The 16,744-nt window shown below is 69.1% G+C and carries 16 protein-coding genes; 11 read left to right on the top strand and 5 right to left on the bottom strand.

Features of this window, described 5'->3' with window-relative positions; all coding sequences use genetic code 11:
• Window positions 1-53: 53 nt before the first annotated feature.
• From ABZ664_RS20155 to ABZ664_RS20110, 10 genes are all read left to right on the top strand, one after another.
• Window positions 54-1,622 carry an NAD(P)-binding domain-containing protein gene (locus tag ABZ664_RS20155; protein ID WP_362511631.1) on the top strand — a complete coding sequence of 523 codons (1,569 nt, stop codon included), beginning with the start codon at window positions 54-56 and terminating at the stop codon, window positions 1,620-1,622.
• Window positions 1,619-2,899 carry an alpha-hydroxy acid oxidase gene (locus tag ABZ664_RS20150; RefSeq protein ID WP_362511628.1) on the top strand — a complete coding sequence of 427 codons (1,281 nt, stop codon included), beginning with the start codon at window positions 1,619-1,621 and terminating at the stop codon, window positions 2,897-2,899. The genes ABZ664_RS20155 and ABZ664_RS20150 overlap by 4 nt, the downstream gene beginning before the upstream one ends.
• A complete protein-coding gene (locus ABZ664_RS20145) occupies window positions 2,890-4,449 on the top strand; it encodes a cytochrome P450 (protein WP_362511626.1) in 1,560 nt (519 codons plus the stop codon). The genes ABZ664_RS20150 and ABZ664_RS20145 overlap by 10 nt, the downstream gene beginning before the upstream one ends.
• A 28-nt stretch (window positions 4,450-4,477) precedes the next feature.
• Window positions 4,478-5,818, top strand: a complete 1,341-nt coding sequence (locus tag ABZ664_RS20140; protein ID WP_362511623.1) for a cation:proton antiporter — start codon at window positions 4,478-4,480, stop codon at window positions 5,816-5,818.
• A 151-nt stretch (window positions 5,819-5,969) separates the two neighbouring features.
• Window positions 5,970-6,659: a response regulator transcription factor gene (locus ABZ664_RS20135; RefSeq protein ID WP_362511621.1), complete on the top strand. Its 690-nt coding sequence runs from the start codon at window positions 5,970-5,972 to the stop codon at window positions 6,657-6,659.
• Complete coding sequence (locus ABZ664_RS20130) at window positions 6,656-7,927, top strand: HAMP domain-containing sensor histidine kinase (protein WP_362511618.1); 1,272 nt, start codon at window positions 6,656-6,658, stop codon at window positions 7,925-7,927. The genes ABZ664_RS20135 and ABZ664_RS20130 overlap by 4 nt, the downstream gene beginning before the upstream one ends.
• A gap of 20 nt (window positions 7,928-7,947) precedes the next feature.
• On the top strand, window positions 7,948-8,685 hold the full coding sequence (locus tag ABZ664_RS20125; protein WP_362511615.1) for a sulfite exporter TauE/SafE family protein: 738 nt from the start codon (window positions 7,948-7,950) through the stop codon (window positions 8,683-8,685).
• Between the two features lie 152 nt (window positions 8,686-8,837).
• The gene (locus ABZ664_RS20120) at window positions 8,838-9,185 is read left to right on the top strand and encodes a bifunctional 3-phenylpropionate/cinnamic acid dioxygenase ferredoxin subunit (RefSeq protein WP_362511612.1); all 348 of its coding nucleotides are present in this window, start codon (window positions 8,838-8,840) and stop codon (window positions 9,183-9,185) included.
• A gap of 177 nt (window positions 9,186-9,362) precedes the next feature.
• Window positions 9,363-10,514, top strand: coding sequence for an aromatic ring-hydroxylating dioxygenase subunit alpha (locus ABZ664_RS20115; protein WP_362511609.1), 1,152 nt, complete (start codon window positions 9,363-9,365; stop codon window positions 10,512-10,514).
• Window positions 10,515-10,544: 30 nt separating this feature from the next.
• On the top strand, window positions 10,545-12,857 hold the full coding sequence (locus ABZ664_RS20110) for an FdhF/YdeP family oxidoreductase (RefSeq protein WP_362511606.1): 2,313 nt from the start codon (window positions 10,545-10,547) through the stop codon (window positions 12,855-12,857).
• A gap of 9 nt (window positions 12,858-12,866) precedes the next feature.
• On the opposite strand, the gene ABZ664_RS20105 is transcribed toward ABZ664_RS20110, so the two are convergent.
• From ABZ664_RS20105 to ABZ664_RS20085, 5 genes are all read right to left on the bottom strand, one after another.
• Window positions 12,867-13,085, bottom strand: a complete 219-nt coding sequence (locus ABZ664_RS20105) for a DUF397 domain-containing protein (RefSeq protein WP_362511603.1) — start codon at window positions 13,083-13,085, stop codon at window positions 12,867-12,869.
• 26 nt (window positions 13,086-13,111) lie between these two features.
• Window positions 13,112-13,792: a hypothetical protein gene (locus ABZ664_RS20100; protein WP_362511600.1), complete on the bottom strand. Its 681-nt coding sequence runs from the start codon at window positions 13,790-13,792 to the stop codon at window positions 13,112-13,114.
• Window positions 13,789-15,039, bottom strand: coding sequence for an AAA family ATPase (locus tag ABZ664_RS20095; RefSeq protein ID WP_362511597.1), 1,251 nt, complete (start codon window positions 15,037-15,039; stop codon window positions 13,789-13,791). The genes ABZ664_RS20100 and ABZ664_RS20095 overlap by 4 nt, the downstream gene beginning before the upstream one ends.
• Window positions 15,040-15,129: 90 nt before the next feature.
• Window positions 15,130-15,348, bottom strand: coding sequence for a DUF397 domain-containing protein (locus ABZ664_RS20090; protein ID WP_362511594.1), 219 nt, complete (start codon window positions 15,346-15,348; stop codon window positions 15,130-15,132).
• Entirely contained in the window at window positions 15,339-16,145 is an 807-nt protein-coding gene (locus tag ABZ664_RS20085; RefSeq protein WP_362511591.1) for a helix-turn-helix transcriptional regulator, read from the bottom strand. The genes ABZ664_RS20090 and ABZ664_RS20085 overlap by 10 nt, the downstream gene beginning before the upstream one ends.
• 109 nt (window positions 16,146-16,254) lie before the next feature.
• Between ABZ664_RS20085 and ABZ664_RS20080 the strand changes: the two genes are divergently transcribed.
• On the top strand, window positions 16,255-16,716 hold the full coding sequence (locus tag ABZ664_RS20080; protein WP_362511588.1) for an ATP-binding protein: 462 nt from the start codon (window positions 16,255-16,257) through the stop codon (window positions 16,714-16,716).
• Window positions 16,717-16,744: the final 28 nt, after the last annotated feature.

The following is a 16,744-nucleotide window of genomic DNA, read 5'->3' as shown; positions in this document are numbered from 1 at the left end:
CCGCCAACACTGATGGCGTCCGTTCGACCAGATCGCTGTGACGGAGGTTGTACGTGCCGGACAATGCCCTGGACTACGTGGTGATCGGTGCAGGACCCGCGGGTCTGCAACTGGGATACCTTCTCGCCAAGGCGGGACGGAGCTATCTGATCCTGGAGGCGGGCCCCGCGGCGGGCGCGTTCTTCCAGACCTTCCCGCGCCACCGCCAGCTCATCTCGATCAACAAGAAGTACACCGGTTCCGACGATCCCGAGCTCAACCTCCGGATGGACTGGAACTCGCTGCTGTCGGACGACCCCGACCTGCTGTTCACCCGCTACAGCGACCGCTACTTCCCCCACGCCGACGACATGGTCCGCTATCTCGCCGACTTCGCCGCCGCCTGCGACCTGCGCGTCACCTACGACGCCCGCGTCACCCAGGTCACCCGTGCCTCCGGCAACGGCCACTTCCTGGTGACCGACGAGCGCGGCCGGACCTACGAGGCGAGACGGCTGGTCGTCGCGACCGGGGTCAGCCGGCCCAACATCCCGCCGATACCGGGCATCGAGACGGCCGAACCCTACGGCACCGTCTCCACCGACCCGTCCGAATACGTGAACCAGCGGGTGCTCATCATCGGCAAGGGCAACTCGGCGTTCGAGACGGCCGACAGCCTGGTCGAGACGGCCGCGGTGATCCACGTCTCCGGGCCGAACTCCGTCCGGATGGCGTGGCGCACCCACTTCGTCGGAAACCTGCGCGCGGTCAACAACAACTTCCTCGACACCTACCAGCTCAAGTCCCAGAACGCGCTGCTCGACGGCGACGTCAAGCGGATCGAGCGCCAGGCCGACGGCTCGTACCTGGTGACGGTGAGCTTCGTCCGCGCCGACGAGGTCACCAAGGACATCCCCTACGACAGGGTCATCGTCTGCACCGGCTTCCGGATCGACGCCTCGATCTTCTCCGACGAGTGCCGCCCGGACCTGATGATCAACGACAGGTTCCCCGCGCTCACCCCCGCCTACGAGTCGGTCAACGTGCCCGACCTCTACTTCGCGGGAACCCTGACGCAGTCCCGCGACTTCAAGCGCGGCACCAGCGGGTTCATCCACGGTTTCCGGTACGGCACCCGGGCGCTGCACCGCGTCCTGGAGAACAGGTACCACGACGCCCCGTGGCCCGGCCGTGAGCTCCCGGCCGAGCCGGAGGCGCTCGCGGAGGCGGTGCTCGAACGGGTCAACCGCAGTTCGGCACTGTGGCAGCAGTTCGGGCTGCTGGGCGACGTCATCGTCCTCGACGGCCACGGCGGGGCGCGCTATATGGAGGAGCTGCCGGTCGACCTGGAAGGTCCGCCGATCGGCGACGGCGGCCACTTCACGATCACCTTGGAGTACGGACCCGAGCACGACAAGGTCGATCCGTTCGACATCGGGGTGGGCCGGATCCGGCAGAACGACGCCGAACGCGCCGCCGAGGGCCATTATCTGCACCCGGTCGTGCGCCACCACCGGGCCGGCGCGCCGCCGGCCGTCCACCACGTCACCGAGAACCTGGAGAACGAGTGGACCTCCCGGGAGGTCCACGTCGAACCGCTCCGCGCGTTCTTCGCCCGCCAGACCGCCTCGGTACCGGCGTGACGGACGTGAGGACGCCGGACATGGTCCCGCACCTGATGGGCGTGGGGAGGACGGGCGTGGCGGGTGATCCCTTCCCACACCTGGCGGACGTGCCGGACATGGTCCCGCACGCGGTGGACGCGAGGATGCCGGACGCGGCGGATGAGCGTCTCCCGCACCTGGCGGACGCGAGCACACGGGCGACTGTGACCCCGACGCCCCCGACGCCCCCGGCCGCGCAGCCGGCCCCGGCGGGCCCGTGGACCCCGCGCGAGTTCGAGGCCGCGGCCCGTGCGCGCCTCGCCCCCGAGCACTACGACTACTTCGCGGGCGGTGCGGGGGAGGAGGTCACCGTACGGGCGAACGAGGCCGCGTTCGAGAGGCTCTCCCTGGTGCCTCGGGTGCTGCGAGGCGCGGGGAGACCCCGGACCGACGTCACCCTGCCCGGCGGCCGGGCGGCGATGCCCGTGCTGGTGGCGCCGACCGCCTTCCACCGGCTCGCCGACCCCGAGGGCGAGCGGGCCACCGCGCGGGCGGCGGCCCGCGCGGGGACGATCATGATCGTGAGCATGGCGTCCACCGTCGCCGTCGGGGACGTGGCCGCAGCGGCGCCCGAGGCCACCCTGTGGTTCCAGCTCTACGTCCAGCCGGACATGGCCTTCACCGAGACGCTCGTGCGGCGCGCCGAGGCGGCCGGGTGCCGGGCGCTGGTCGTCACGGTGGACTCACCGGCCCATGGCCTGCGGGACCGGGAACGGCAGCACGGCTTCCACGACCTGCCGAAGGGGATGGCCTGCGAGAACCTGCGCGACGGCGGGCGGGTACGGCCGATCGTCATGTCGCCGGAGATCTCCTGGGAGCACATCGACCGGCTCAGGGAGACGACGGCGCTCCCGATCATCCTCAAGGGCGTCGCGCATCCCGCCGACGCGCGCCTCGCGCTCGACCACGGGGTCTCGGGGCTGATGGTGTCCAACCACGGCGGCCGCCAGCTCGACACGGTCCCGGCCGCCGTCGACCTGCTGCCGGAGATCGTGGCCGCCGTCGGCGGTGCCGTCCCGGTGCTGATGGACGGAGGCGTACGGCGCGGTACCGACGTGCTGAAGGCGATGGCGCTGGGCGCCGACGCGGTCGCGGTCGGCCGTCCGGTGATCTGGGGTCTGGCCGCGGACGGCGAGCGCGGCGTGACCCGCGTGCTCGACCTGCTCCGTGCGGAGGTCGAGCACGCGCTCACCCTGTGCGGCTGCGCGTCGGTCCACGACCTCGATCCGGGCATGGTGCGGCGGTCATGCCGGTGACCGCGCCGGTCAGGGCGGCGGTGATAGCGGCCGGTGCCGTCGCCGTGCTCAGCCTGCCTCGATGGCTCCCGGCCAAGGTCGTGGCGCTGCGGACGCGGGTCTTCGCCCGGATCAACGGGGAGGAGGGGATCACCGTCCCCGGAGACCTGATCGGCGTCGAGAGGTTCAGGGAGATCTACTCCCACCCGGCTGTGAACGGCCGCAGCCGGGGGGCCGCGCTGTCGGACCTGTTCTGGTACTGGCTCTCGCCCGGCGCCGAGCTGCACCAGGAACACCTCGAGGTGGGAGAGCGGTACGATGCGGTCGCCCGTGCCACGCGCGGCTTCCTCTCCGTACCGCGCGTGGAGGCCGAGGAGCTCACCCGCCGCTGCGTCGCCCGGACGCTGCGGGACGCGGGTGGGCTGGTCCGGCTGCGCGACCTGATGATGCCGGTCTGGGCGGAGTTCTACTACGAACTCGTCTTCGGCGAGCCGTGTCCGCCGACGGCGCGCGACCTGATCGTGGCCAACGCGGACGACGTCGTCACCGCGCTCAAGTGCTGCGGGCTGCGGCACATGGACCGGCGCGACCGGCTGACCCGGTATCTCGCCGGCCTGCTGCCCCGGGTGCGAGACCGGCTCCCCGCGGGGCTGTCGGCCAGGGAGCAGGCCCTCTATCTGCAGGGGACCTTCTTCAACACCGCGGTCGTCCAGATGTCGGAGGCGACGGCCCACCTGCTGATGGTCCTCGCCCAGCACCCGGAGACTCAGGCCGAGGTGCTCGCGGGCGACGATCGCCACCTCGACCGCGTCATCTCCGAGACGCTGCGGCTCTACCCGCTCTTCGGCATCGCCCACCGTGTCACCACCGGCGACATCTCCCTCGACGAGCACACGACGATCCCGGCCGGCTCGGTACTGTGCTTCGACTATCCCGCCTTCCACCGCGAGGGCTTCTCCGATCCCGGCCGTTTCGACCCCGGCCGTTTCGCCACGGACCGCTCGCACGCGAACTACTCGCACCTGGACCGCTCAAGCCAGGCCCCTCCGGAACCGGACCGCTCGGGCCGAGGAGGTCGGACGGGCCGCTCGGGGCGGGGCGACCGGCCGGACCACTCAGGCCAGAGCGGTCCCGCCCCGGACCGCCCGGCCCCCGGCTGTCCCGTCTCGGGCCGTCCTCGCCCGGACCGGCCCGCGGTCCGGGAACTCAACCACATCCCGTTCGGCATCGCCGCGAACCGTCCCTGCCCCGCCTGGCGGCTGGCGCCGATCACCATGCGGGTGGCGGTGCGGGAGGTCCTGCGCGCGTACGCCCTCGACACCTCCGCCTCCCACACCCGCTCGATGCCCAACCGGGGACCGTGCCTGCTCGTTCCGAGGGGCGCCCGAAGGGGGGCGGCCCATCGGGCGACGTTGGTGTTCGTGCGGTTCCGCGACCGCTGGGAGGACGTCTGGCGCAGCCTGGTGCAACTCGTCCTCGGCACCTACATGGTCTGGGACGCGCGCGAGCAACGGCTGTGTGAGCGCCATTTCGCGGAGGCCGATCGCCTGGCCGCCACAAAGAGCAGATGATCACCCGGACCACGAGCGGAGAAACGGTATGCCCACCCTGGCACAGGTCGCCGCCGGTGACCCGAACCTCGAACTGATCCTCAAGGTCCTGCCCGCCCTGGTCGTCATTCTGCTGGCCGCGGCGATATGCGGCCGGCTGGCGCTCATGATGATGCAGCCGCGCGTCCTCGGCGAGATGGTCGCCGGTGTCCTCCTCGGTCCGACGCTGTTCGGCCAACTGTTCCCCGAGGCGCAGGCGGCCGTGTTCCCCGCCGAGGTCAGGCCGGTCCTGTACGTGTTGAGCACCATCGGGCTGACGCTGTACATGTTCCTGGTGGGGGCCGGGCTCGGGCACGGCGTGGAGGAGCCCGGCCAGGGCCGTCGGGCGGCGACGCTGGCGCTCGCCGGCATCGTCCCCGCCCTCATCCTCGGCTCCTGCGTCGGCCTGCTCCTGTGGGAGATGCTCTCGCGCCCCGACGTCAGCCGGTGGGAGTTCGCCCTGTTCGTGGGGGGAGCGCTCTCGCTGACCGCGTTCCCCATGCTGGCCAGGATCCTGTACGAGCGAGGGCTGGAGAACTCCCCCCTCGGAAGACTCACCCTGGTGGCGGCCTCCATCGACGACGCCCTCGCCTGGTGCATCCTCGCCGTGCTGTCGGCGATGCACCTCAACGCGGGGACCGGCGACGCGGTGCGCACCATCGCCTTGGCGGCGCTGTTCGCGGTGGTGATGCTGAAGGTGGTCGCGCCGCTGCTGCGGCCCCTGGGCGAGAGCGTCGCGCGGACCGGAAAGATCGGCCCCGGCGCGATGTACGTCGTCGTCCTCGTCCCTCTCACCGCCGGCTGGCTCACCGACTGGATCGGGGTCTACGCGGTCTTCGGCGGTTTCATCGCCGGGCTGGCGATGCCCCGCGACCCGGCGTTCCGCCAGGCGCTGCACGGCCGCATGATGGACGTCGTCTCGACGTTGCTGCTGCCGGTCTTCTTCGCCTTCTCGGGGCTGAACACCCACCTCGACGGCATCGCCGGCGGTCCCATGCTCCTGGCGTTCGCCGCGATCCTCGCCGCGGGTTTCTGCGGGAAGTACTTCGGCTGCTCGTTGTCGATGAGGGCCCTGGGATTCGGCTGGCGCGAGTCCTACGCGGTGGGGGCGCTCATGAACGCGCGAGGGCTGATGATCCTCATCTTCATCAACATCGGCCTGGCGCAGGGCATGATCACCCAGGAGCTCTTCGCCATTCTCGTGCTGGTGGCCATCGTCACCACCGCGGGAGCCCTGCCGCTGTACAAACTGGCGCTGCCGGAGCGCCACGAACGCGCCCACGGATCCGTGTCCGCCGACCGGGGTCCGCGCTCCTCGGAGGAACAGGTCGAGAAATCTCTTTCCTCGTGACCGTCCGAATAGCTCAGATGCGTTGAATGCCCCAAATGCATGATAAATATCGCTTTGTGATCATCTGAACACGCTGTGGACATTGTCATGTAAGTTTCAACAATTTCGGGAAAACTGGTAATTCGGTGGGAGGAATGTCTACGGTTGCTTCGTGGCTGCGACATCGGCGATATCCAGCCCGTCCGCTGGCCGGTTGCTCCTCGTCGAGGACGACCGCGAGCTCGGGTCCATGCTGTTCGGATTGTTCACCGAGCAGGGATACAGGGTCGACCTGGCCCGGGAGGGACAGCGCGGCCTGCACCTGGGCCTGAGCCGTCCCTACGACGTGATGATCGTCGACCGGGGCCTGCCGGCGGTCGACGGCATCGAGTTGCTGACCCGGCTGCGACGGCGGGCCGTCACCGTGCCGGTGCTCGTGCTGAGCGCCTTCGGCACGGTCGCCGACCGGGTCACCGGGCTCGACGCGGGCGCCGAGGACTACCTGGTCAAACCATTCGAGATCGAGGAGCTGCTGGCGAGGGTGCGGGCACTGCATCGCAGGAACCTCGACCAGGCCAGGCTGCTGCCGCTCGGCGCGGGCTGGCTGGACCCCGAGTCCCACGTCGTGGAGCTGCCGACCGGTGAGCAGGTGACGCTGTCGGGGCAGGAGTGCCGGCTGCTGTGCGCGCTGGCGACCCGGCCGCGGCAGGTGCACACGCGCGCCTCGCTGCGCCATCGCGTCTTCGACGGCGCCCGGACGGAGTCGATCGTGGACACCTACGTCTACTATCTGCGCGCCAAGCTGGGGGCGGACGTCGTACGCACCGTGCGAGGTGTTGGATACCGCCTGGGCGGGCTGTGAGAAGGCGTCCGCCCCACGAGCCGGAGCGCCACCTGCTGGCCCGTGCCCGCCGCCGGATCACCACGCAGGTGGCGGGCGCGATCTCCGTGATGCTCGTGCTCGTCGGATGGCTGGCGTACTGCGTCATCGTGAGCGACCAGGAGGCCTCCGCGCGGCGTGATCTCACCGTCGCGGCCCAGCGCGCCCCCCTGTCGCAGCCCCCGCCCTGCGTCTGGCTGTTCGAACTGCGGGACGGCGCCGTGCTCAGCTCTCCCGGCGCACCCGTGGCGCTGCCGGTGCGCACCGCGCTGCGCCAGGTCGCGGCCGGACACGAGCCCCAGGTCGCCCAGGTCGAGATCGCCGGGCAGTCCTATCTCATCCGCACCCAGCGGCGTGGTGACGTGACGGTCCAGGCGGCGATGGACCTTCGCTACCAGGCCGCGGAGCGGCGCCGGTTGCTGCGCACGCTCGCCGTCGCCGAGCTCACCGGCCTGCTGGCCGCACTGATGATCGGTCAGGTCGTCGCCCGAAGGGCGATCGCGCCGCTGGGCGAGGCGCTGGCCCGCCAGCGCCGGTTCGCCGCGGACGTCAGTCACGAGCTGCGTACCCCGCTCACCCGCCTGCACGTCCGCGCCCAGATCGTCGCCCGCGGGTTGCGGCGGGAGACCGACCCGCTCCTCGCCGCGGCCGAGGTCGACCAGTTGGTGAACGGCACCCGGCAGCTGGGCGACGTGGTCGAGGACCTGCTGCTGACGGCCCAGTTCGGGCAGCTGCGCAAACCGTTCGGTCCGGTCGACCTCGCCGCGCTGGCCGAGGAGCTCGTCCTGGCCGAGACGGCCCGAGCCCAGGTACGCGGCGTGACGATCGAGGTACGGTGCCAGGGGCCGGGCGGCCACGTCGTGCGCGGGGCGCAGTCCGCGCTGCGCAGGGTGATCTCCGCGCTCCTCGAAAACGCGCTCACCCACACCCGGGTGGGCGGCCACATCTGGGTGGTCCTCTCCGGTGACCCGGAGACGGTCCGGCTCGACGTCCGCGACGACGGCGTGGGTCTCGACCCCCGCGACGCCGAACGTCTCTTCACCCGGTTCGTCGGCGGATCCCGCAGCGGGGGCCTGGGCCTCGGTCTCGCCCTCGTCCGCGAGGTGGTGGACGGCCACGGCGGGACCGTCACCGCGGACGGGTGTCCGGGAGCCGGGGCGGTGTTCACCGTCCGGCTTCCCGCGGACCCCGTACCGACCGACAAGGAGGTGGGGCTGGGGGGTCCGGGCACGTCACGCGTGGGCGTGTGATTGGCTGTGACCCCGTGGACATGGCCGAGATGCTGGGACTGTTGGGCGCCGGGACGCTGGCCGGGGTGGTCGGCACGGTGGTGAGCCTGGCGTCGATCGTCTCCTACCCGGCGCTGCTCGCGTTCGGCCTGCCGCCGCTGACCGCGAACGTCACGAACACGGTGGCGCTCACGTTCCACGGTGTGGGTGCGGCGTTCGGGTCGCGGCCCGAGCTCGCCGGGCAGGGCGGCAGGGTCCTGCGGCTCGGCGTGATGACCCTGATCGGCGGGGCAGTGGGGTCGGCGCTGCTGCTGATGACCCCTTCCGACACGTTCGAGGCGATCGCGCCGTGGCTGATCGCGGTCGCCTCGCTGCTGCTGGTCCGCCCGCCCAGAGCGGAGGGAGGCTTCGGAGACGAGAACGGGTGGACGGCGCGCGCCGCGCTCTTCGCCGTCGCGGTCTACATCGGCTACTTCGGTGCCGCGGGCGGGATCCTCATGTTCGCGGTGCTCTCGGCCGTGCTCGACCAGGCGCCCGTCAGGGTCAACGCGATCAAGTCCGTCGTGTCCTCGCTGGCGAACGCGGTGGCCTCGATCGGCTTCGCCCTCTTCGGCCCGGTGCAGTGGTCGGCGGTGGCGCCGCTCGCGCTGGGATTCTTCCTGGGCGGCCTGCTCGGACCGCCGCTCGCCCGCCGCCTGCCCGGCCGCGCGCTCCGGCTCGGCACCGCCACCTGCGGCCTGATCGTCGCGATCAAACTCGGCCTCGACGCCTACGCGTGAGCCCGCCGCGTGACGGCGGCGCGACGGGCCGGTCACCAGGGTGAACCCGTCGGCCGAAGCTCTCGGATGACCCTTGACATCGGGATTCCCTGAGGTCACGCTGTTGCGTATAGCGCTGCTTGTTCCGCCTTACGAAACCGGGGTTTGTTGCGATGATCCCTGTCTGTCCCCTCGCGGCTCTTCCACCGGGTGAGGCCCACCGGCTCGACGTCGACCCGCCGATCGCCGTCTTCCACACCGAGGACGGTGAGATCTACGCCGTGGACGACACCTGCACCCACCAGGACGCCTCCCTGTCCGACGGGTGGCTGGAGGGCTGCGAGATCGAGTGCCCCCTGCACTCGTCGAGTTTCGACCTGAGGACGGGACGGCCGAACTCTCCTCCCGCCAAGCTGCCCCTGCGCACCCACCGAGTGGTGGTCGAGGACGACACCGTCTACGTCATCCCATCCTCCGAGCCCCCGAACCTGCCGCCCGGCGTCCGCACGAGCACCGCGTAAAGACGTCCTCCGAGCGGCGCGTGAAAGCCGTGTGAGAACGCGAGCACCGCGCAGGCCAGGCGAGCACCGCGCAGGCCCGAGCACCGGGTAAGCCCGGCGAGCACCGCGCAGGCCCGGGTGCCGCGCAGAAGAAGCGAGCACCGTGAAGACGCGAGCACCGCGTGAAGAGGAGCGATCGTGACCGCGAGAAGCCTGCCCCCCAGCGTGATCGCCACCCTGCCGGGCGGCTACTACACCGACGAGAACATCTTCGCCTCAGAGCAGGCCCGCGTCTTCGAGAAGATGTGGTTCTGCGTCGCCCGCGCGTCCGACCTCGGCAAACCCGGAGCCTTCAGGACCGTCCAGGTGGGTCGCGAGAGCGTCCTCGTCACCCGGGCCAGGGACGGCTCGATCCGGGCCTTCCTCAACGTGTGCCGCCACCGGGGCGCCCGGATACGCACCGAGGAGTCCGGCGAGGTCAAACGGTCCTTCCAGTGCCCGTACCACGCGTGGACCTACGACCTCGAAGGCAAGCTGATCGCCGCGCCGAACCTCACCAAAATGCCCGACATCGACCGGGTGGAGTACGGGCTGATCAACGTGCACGTGCGCGAGTGGATCGGGTACGTGTGGGTGTGCCTGGCCGACGAGCCTCCGTCGTTCGAGGCGGACGTGATCGCCGAGGCGACGCACAGACTGGGCGACGAGAGGTCCATCGAGAACTACGACATCGCCAACCTCCGGGTGGGCCGCAGGATCGTCTACGACGTGAAGGCGAACTGGAAGCTCATCGTCGAGAACTTCATGGAGTGCTACCACTGCGCCACCATCCACCCCGAGCTCACCGAGGTGCTTCCGGAGTTCGCCGACGGGTACGCGGCGCAGTCCTTCGTCGGGCACGGCGCCGAGTTCGGCGAGGAGATCCGGGGGTTCACCGTCGACGGCTCCGAGGGCGTCGACCGCATCCCGGGGATCGGCGAGGACCAGGACCGCCGCTACTACGCGATCACCATCAAACCGCAGGTCTTCGTCAACCTCGTGCCCGACCACGTGATCCTGCACCGGATGTTCCCGCTGGCGGCCGACCGGACGATCGTGGAGTGCGACTGGCTCTTCCTCGGCGACGTCGTCGACTCGGGCAGGGATCTGGGCCCGTCCGTCGAGCTCTTCCACCGCGTCAACGTGCAGGACTTCGAGGCCTGCGAGCGCTGCCAGCCCGCGATGAACTCCCGGGCGTACGCTCAAGGTGGGGTCCTGGTGCCCAGCGAGCACCACATCGGGGCCTTCCACGACTGGGTGCTCGACAGACTGGGGACCCGGCCCGGCCAGGGGGCGGGCGAGCGCCTATAGTGTGCTGACCGGCCGGAAGGAGGCGCGAGGATGGCCAGGAAGGCTCCGCGCGACGACGTCAACGAGGACGCCATCGAGGTCGGCCCACCCAAGGAGTGGGCCGCCGGCATCCCAGGGGTGACCCGGTCACTGCGGGCCGCGAACGCCCAGATGGGCGTCGGCCGCACCCTGCGCACCCTCGCCGTGATCAACCAGAAGGACGGCTTCGACTGCCCCGGCTGCGCCTGGCCCGAGGGCGGGCACCGCAGCCCCGCCGAGTTCTGCGAGAACGGCGCCAAAGCGGTGGCCGAGGAGGCCACCGTCCGCAGGGTCACCCGCGACTTCTTCGCCAGGCACACCGTGGACGACCTGGCCCGGCACACCGACTACTGGCTCGGCCAGCAGGGACGGCTCACCGAGCCGATGCACCGCCCCGAGGGCTCCGACCACTACGTGCCGGTGACCTGGGATGACGCGTTCGCCATCGTCGCCCGCGAGCTGCGTGCCCTCGACAGTCCCGACGAGGCGCTGTTCTACACCTCGGGCCGCACCTCGAACGAGGCCGCGTTCGCCTACCAGCTCCTGGTGCGCAGGTTCGGCACCAACAACCTGCCCGACTGCTCCAACATGTGCCACGAGTCCAGCGGCTCGGCGCTCAACGAGACCCTCGGCATCGGCAAGGGCACGGTCTCGCTGGAGGACCTGCACCGGGCCGACCTCGTCTTCGTGGTGGGCCAGAACCCCGGCACCAACCACCCGCGCATGCTGTCGGCGCTGGAGCGGGCCAAGCGCGGCGGCGCCAGGATCATCGCGGTCAACCCGCTGCCCGAGGCCGGGCTGCTCCGCTTCAAGAACCCGCAGCGGGCCTCCGGGCTGGTGGGCAAGGGCACCACGCTGGCCGACCGGTTCCTGCAGATCCGCCTCAACGGCGACCTCGCGCTCTTCCAGGCGATGTCGCTGCTCCTGCTCGAAGCCGAGGACGCCGCCCCCGGCACCGTGGTCGACCGCGACTTCGTCGAGGCCCACACCCACGGCTTCGACAAGTGGGCCGAGGATCTGCGCTCCCTGGACTGGGCCGAGGTCGAGGAGGCGACCGGGCTGGACCGCCCGGCCGTCGAGGACGCCGTACGGGAGGTGCTCGGCGCGAAGTCGGTCATCGTCTGCTGGGCGATGGGGCTCACCCAGCACAAGAACTCCGTCGCCACCATCAGGGAGGTCGTCAACTTCCTGCTGCTGCGCGGCAACGTGGGCCGCCCGGGAGCGGGTGTGTGCCCGGTCCGGGGCCACTCCAACGTCCAGGGCGACCGCACCATGGGCATCAACGAGAAACCTCCGGCGTGGTTCCTCGACGCCCTGCGCGACGAGTTCGGCTTCGAGCCGCCCCGCGAGCACGGCTTCGACACCGTGGAGGCGATCCGCGCCCTGCGCTCCGAACAGGCGAAGGTCTTCGTCGCGATGGGCGGCAACTTCGTGGCCGCGACCCCCGACACGGCGGTGACCGAGGAGGCGATGCGCCGGGCCCGGCTCACGGTGCAGGTGTCGACCAAGCTCAACCGATCCCACGCGGTGTGCGGGCGGGAGGCGCTCATCCTGCCCACCCTGGGACGCACCGAACGCGACGCCGCGCCCGACGGCGGCGCCGGCCGCTTCGTCACGGTCGAGGACTCCATGGGCCTCGTCCACGCCTCGCGGGGCAACCTGCCGCCCGCCTCCGGCGACCTGCTCTCCGAGGTCGACATCGTCTGCCGCCTGGCGAAGGAGCTGTTCGGCGCCGACCCGCAGGTGCCCTGGGAGCGGTTCGCGGCCGACTACGACGTGATCCGCCAGCACATCTCCCGGGTGATCCCCGGCTTCGAGGACTTCAACGCGCGCGCCCGCCTCCCGGACGGCTTCGCCCTGCCCAACGCGCCCCGCGACGAGCGCCGCTTCCCGACCGCGACGGGAAAGGCGAACTTCACCGTCAACCCCCTGGAGGTGCTGCGGGTCCCGCCGGGGCGGCTGCTGCTGCAGACGGTCCGCAGCCACGACCAGTACAACACCACGATCTACGGCATGGACGACCGCTACCGGGGCATCCGCAACGGCCGCCGGGTCGTCTTCGTCCACGCCGACGACCTCGCCGAGCGGGGCCTGGCCGACGGCGACATGGTGGACCTGGTCAGCGAGTGGCCCGACGGCGAACGCAGGGCCGAAGGCTTCCGCGCCGTCGCCTACCCCACCGCCCGAGGCTGCTGCGCCGCCTACTTCCCCGAGACCAACGTCCTGGTGCCCCTGGACTCGGTCGCGGAGACCTCCAACACCCCCACCTCCAAAAGCGTCGTCATCAGACTTCTCCGCCGCTCCCCGTCCCCGGACGGCTCCTGACACACGACCTCAGCCGATGGTGAGCCTGTCGGCTTTCAGGTGGTTGAGGAAGGTGGTCCATGTGGTGGGGGTGAGGAGGAGTTTGGGGCCGTCGGGGTCTTTGGAGTCGCGTACGGCGATCAGGTGGGGGTGGTTGGCGTTGTCTTCGAGCCTCGCGACCTCGACGCAGTTTCCGCCGTTGTCTCCTGAGAGGCTTGATTTGACCCACGTGGCGTTGCTCAGGTCCATTTTTCCGACACCGCTTTCTGGAGGCCTCACTTTGATGTGAGGCACATGTGATCGGTGCAACAACGGAGGGCGTCTTCTCGCAGTCGCTCGTACGAGCGATGAAGGCCCACAGGCCTCGATGTCAGGCCCATCGTCGTGGCCTGGCCGAGGACCTCCGGTGCGTCGGACTCCCGATAGCGGCGGCCCGATCCGCTGACCTCTCGCATGAGCACTCGCTTGGGATCGGCCAGCCGTCCGGTGTCTTTGCCACGATGGCGGATGGGCACTGACCAGGCGCCGCAGACGGCGGTGAGCGCGTCAGGAAACAACAGCAGCCAGGACTCGATCTCCGCTACGGCCAGCGCGTAGTGCGCCGTCCCCAGGGCGGCCTCCAACGCCTTCTCCACCCGCAGACGAATGGCCGGATAACGCTCGTCGTCGACCGCGTCGAGATCCTCGTGTACGAACACGCACGCCACCGTCGTGTCATCACGTACGGCTCTCGCGCGGACCTTGCGTGCGAGAGTCTCCGCGCGGGCAGCGAGGTTCGCTCCCGTGGCTTGATGTAGTCGTACTGGATCGCCGATCTCCACGATCCGTCCACGCATCTCCGGGCAGAACTCTTCCAGGAGGATCCGAAGGCTGAGCCGGTCGTTTCGATCCTCACCGGCGACAACCACGATCGGTTTCCTGGTCGGCCGGATGCGGGTTCCCCCGCGTCTGTTCACAGATCGCCTCCCAGTGCGCCGGAGAACCACAGCTCTCCCAGGGGCATCCCCTCGCTGGCTCGTACGATCTTCTCGACCTGGGCGGTCGATACCGCCGGGATCGTGGAGGAACCGTCCTCCGCTCGTTCGCAAACGATGAGTTCCTCCGGCTTGAGCCGGTCGGCGAGGGCCGGCGAATGTGTGGCGATGATGAACTGTGTTCTGTCGCTCGCCTCCCGGACTCGCTCGACGAGGATCTCCAACGCCTGCGGATGCAGACCGTGGTCGATCTCTTCGACGCAGGTGAGCGCCGGCGGATTGGGGTCGTAGAGCATCGCGAGAAGACCCAGCAGGCGGATCGTGCCGTAGGAGGCGTCGAGCAGTGAAGTGGGTTCGCGCAGCCCGCGCTCCCTGAGGACCACGACGACGGAACGAGCGCCCCCGGACGGATAGTCGAAATCGAGTGCTTCGAGCTGGGGGAGGACCTCTATGGCGTCGGCCTGGAGTCGCTCCCACGCCTCTTCATCGGTATCGCGCAGAGTCAACAGGAACCTCGCCAGATTGGAGGCGTCGTCCGCGATGGCCTCATATCCGCTCCGGGAAACGCGCGAGGGCATGCGCGCACGGGGGACGTCTACGTCGAAGACGCGGAAGGTGGTGAGAAAGTCGGCCAGGGCCACCACCTCTCGCCCGCCGAAACTCTCTGACAGGCGGGGCAGAGTGGACAGGCCGGTGCTGAACGGCTGGATCCCGACCTCCATTACTGCGGTGCGCCGCTCGGACTCGTCATCCGATATCACCTCGTCGGCCCCGTACTGTGAACTCGCAGCTCTCTCACCGGACACTTCGATCCGGTTCCGCCACCCGCCGGCACGGCTGAGGTGGAAGATCTCCTCGCGCGCCGGAGGGCTACCGTTGATCTTCAAGCGGTACATGTCAAGCGGGCATCCGGATGTCTCGGGCACAGACCAGTGCCCCTTCAACCCGATCTGAATATGGTCTGGCCGCAGGTCGCCACCCCGGAACACCAGCTCGTCAAAGCCTCCCCGGTCCTCCAGCGCGGGCCCCAGATCGGTCCGTACGATGTCGGCCAAGAAGTCGAACACCCGTAGCACGTTCGTCTTGCCTGCACCGTTGGGCCCCACCAGCACGTTGACCGGTCCCAGTGGCAACGACACCTCCCGCAAGCTACGGAAGTTTTCCACTTCCAGCTCAACCAGCCGCCCAGCCATCATCCCCACCTCTTCCTGTTCCTGCCCGGTGCCCATGAGAGGCGTCCGGCGAGCAGCTTCTCCGAGCTCACGGGATCATCTTGCCTGTTCCGGGCGGTCGGTGCTCCGACGAATGGGGAGTAGCCCTCAGCCGATGTTGAGCCTGTTGGTTTTCAGGTGGTTGAGGAAGGTGGTCCATGTGGTGTGGGTGAGGAGGAGTTTGGGGCCGTGGGGGTCTTTGGAGTCGCGTACGGCGATCAGGTGGGGGCGGCCGGTGGTGTCTTCGACCGTGGCGACCTCGACACAGTTTCCACCGTTGCTGCCGGTAAGGCTTGACTTTTTCCACTTAGCGTCACTCAGGTCCATTTTTCCTCTGTTATTCTTCTGATGAGATCGATCGACATGCGCAAAGGCAGTGCCTCTATGCGAATCGCCTCGAATTTTTCTACGGCTGTCCTTACATCTTCCTGATCGCTGGTGACCAGTCCGCGAACAGCCGTATCGAAATAAGCTATCTCGCCTCCGTCTTCCAGAGTAGCGATTACGAACCCGGCTTCAAGGCCCGCCCGCATGCCGCCGAAAGGAACGACCTGCACGCTGAAGCGAGGAGTGATGATCGACGTCAGGTGTTCCAGTTGTTCACGCATGGTCTTGGGAGTGCCGATCAGGTGATGCAACACCGCCTCGTCGATCACGCAGCGAAGTAGTGGTGGCGCTGGATCTTCTCGTTCGAACACCTTCTGCCGCTCCAGGCGAGCCTGTACGGCTGTCTCGTCTCCGTAGAGGACCTCAAGGGCGTAATCAGAGGTTTGGAGCAGACCGGGAATCAGGATCGGTTCGTAGGTGCGCAGCACCGTCGCTGCCTGTTCCCTGTCCGGCCAACTCTCGAACCAGGAAGGGAAGACCTGTCCTTTGCGCCAGTCGAGGAGGCGGGACAGGAGGCCGCCTGTTTCGAGGAGTTCGTCGCAGCGCTCGGCGAAATCCGGGCAGGACGGGATCTGGCCTGTCTCGATTCCGCTGATCAGGGACTCGCTGTAGTGGATCCGCTCGGCGAGCTGGCTCTGGGTGAGGCCCGCGGCCTTGCGGTGGTGCCGCAGCTCTCTGCCCCAGATCGCCTGAGGCGTATAGAGATTGGGGATGATGCCCTCCTTGTCGGAGTTCAACAAAGGGCCGATGAACTCCAGCTCGCAGACTTGGTAACCGTTCGGCTACCAAGAGTAGTCACGTCTCGGCAGGCTGAACATACGAAATCCGAGACGGAGAGAGAAAATCATGGAAGAGGTCCTCAAGGCGAGTGCGGCGCTGACCGAATATCGCTACGCGATGAATCCCGGACTTTCTCCGCTGGGGGAGAAGTGGATACCGCGCGAACCGTCGAGTGTCGCGTCCGCCCGCCGGTTCGTGCGCGATGTCGCCACCGATTGGAAGGCGGCCGGAGAAATCCCGGAAATCGCCGAACTCCTCGCCTCGGAACTCGTCACCAACGCGCTGGCGTACGGCTCGTCGGACGTTTCTCCCATGAGTCCTGTACGCGTCACGGTCGGCAGGGAGAAAGAGTTGCTGACCGTGGACGTCTACGACGCGTGCATCGCGATTCCGCGCCTGAGGCGGGCCGGCGACCTGGAGGTCTCGGGCCGTGGTCTCGCCATCGTCCAGGACCTCTCCCACAACTGGGGCTGGACCCTCAACCCGTACGGCAAGTCGGTCTGGTTCCAGTTGGCCGCCTGGCCGTAGGGCGGAAGTGAGTCCGGTTTCGTGCGCG

Origin of the sequence: Streptosporangium sp. NPDC006930 (assembly GCF_040635605.1) — a bacterium.
Lineage (GTDB): Bacteria > Actinomycetota > Actinomycetes > Streptosporangiales > Streptosporangiaceae > Streptosporangium.
This window is presented reverse-complemented; position numbering and strand designations above follow the sequence as displayed.